The sequence below is a fragment of the Tamlana crocina genome (assembly GCF_012037625.1).
On record NZ_JAAVJS010000892.1, the window covers coordinates 1 to 279 of the forward strand.

The following is a 279-nucleotide window of genomic DNA, read 5'->3' on the forward strand; positions in this document are numbered from 1 at the left end:
GAAGAAATTGGTTTTACCCAATTTGGTATTGATGAACTAATTTCTCCTGAAGCGCTTGCAGCCCGGGAAATTGAATTGTTGCTCAACCAGTCTGCCTTTAACGACAGCTATGAATTTGAGGATGGGGCGCTTACCATGGTTGGGTTGACGCTGACAGAATCTGCCGCATTTGTAGGAAGAACTGTCAAAGAAACTGCAAAGATCTTTCCAGGGATTCATTTTATGCCCATTGCAATGCGTCGCAGGGATACTTCAGAAACCATTATTCCAAGGGGGAAT

The 279-nt window shown here is 44.1% G+C and carries 1 pseudogene; it reads left to right on the plus strand.

Features of this window, described 5'->3' with window-relative positions:
* Window positions 1-279: pseudogene (locus HC176_RS19415) on the plus strand (Trk system potassium transporter TrkA); the annotation flags it as partial.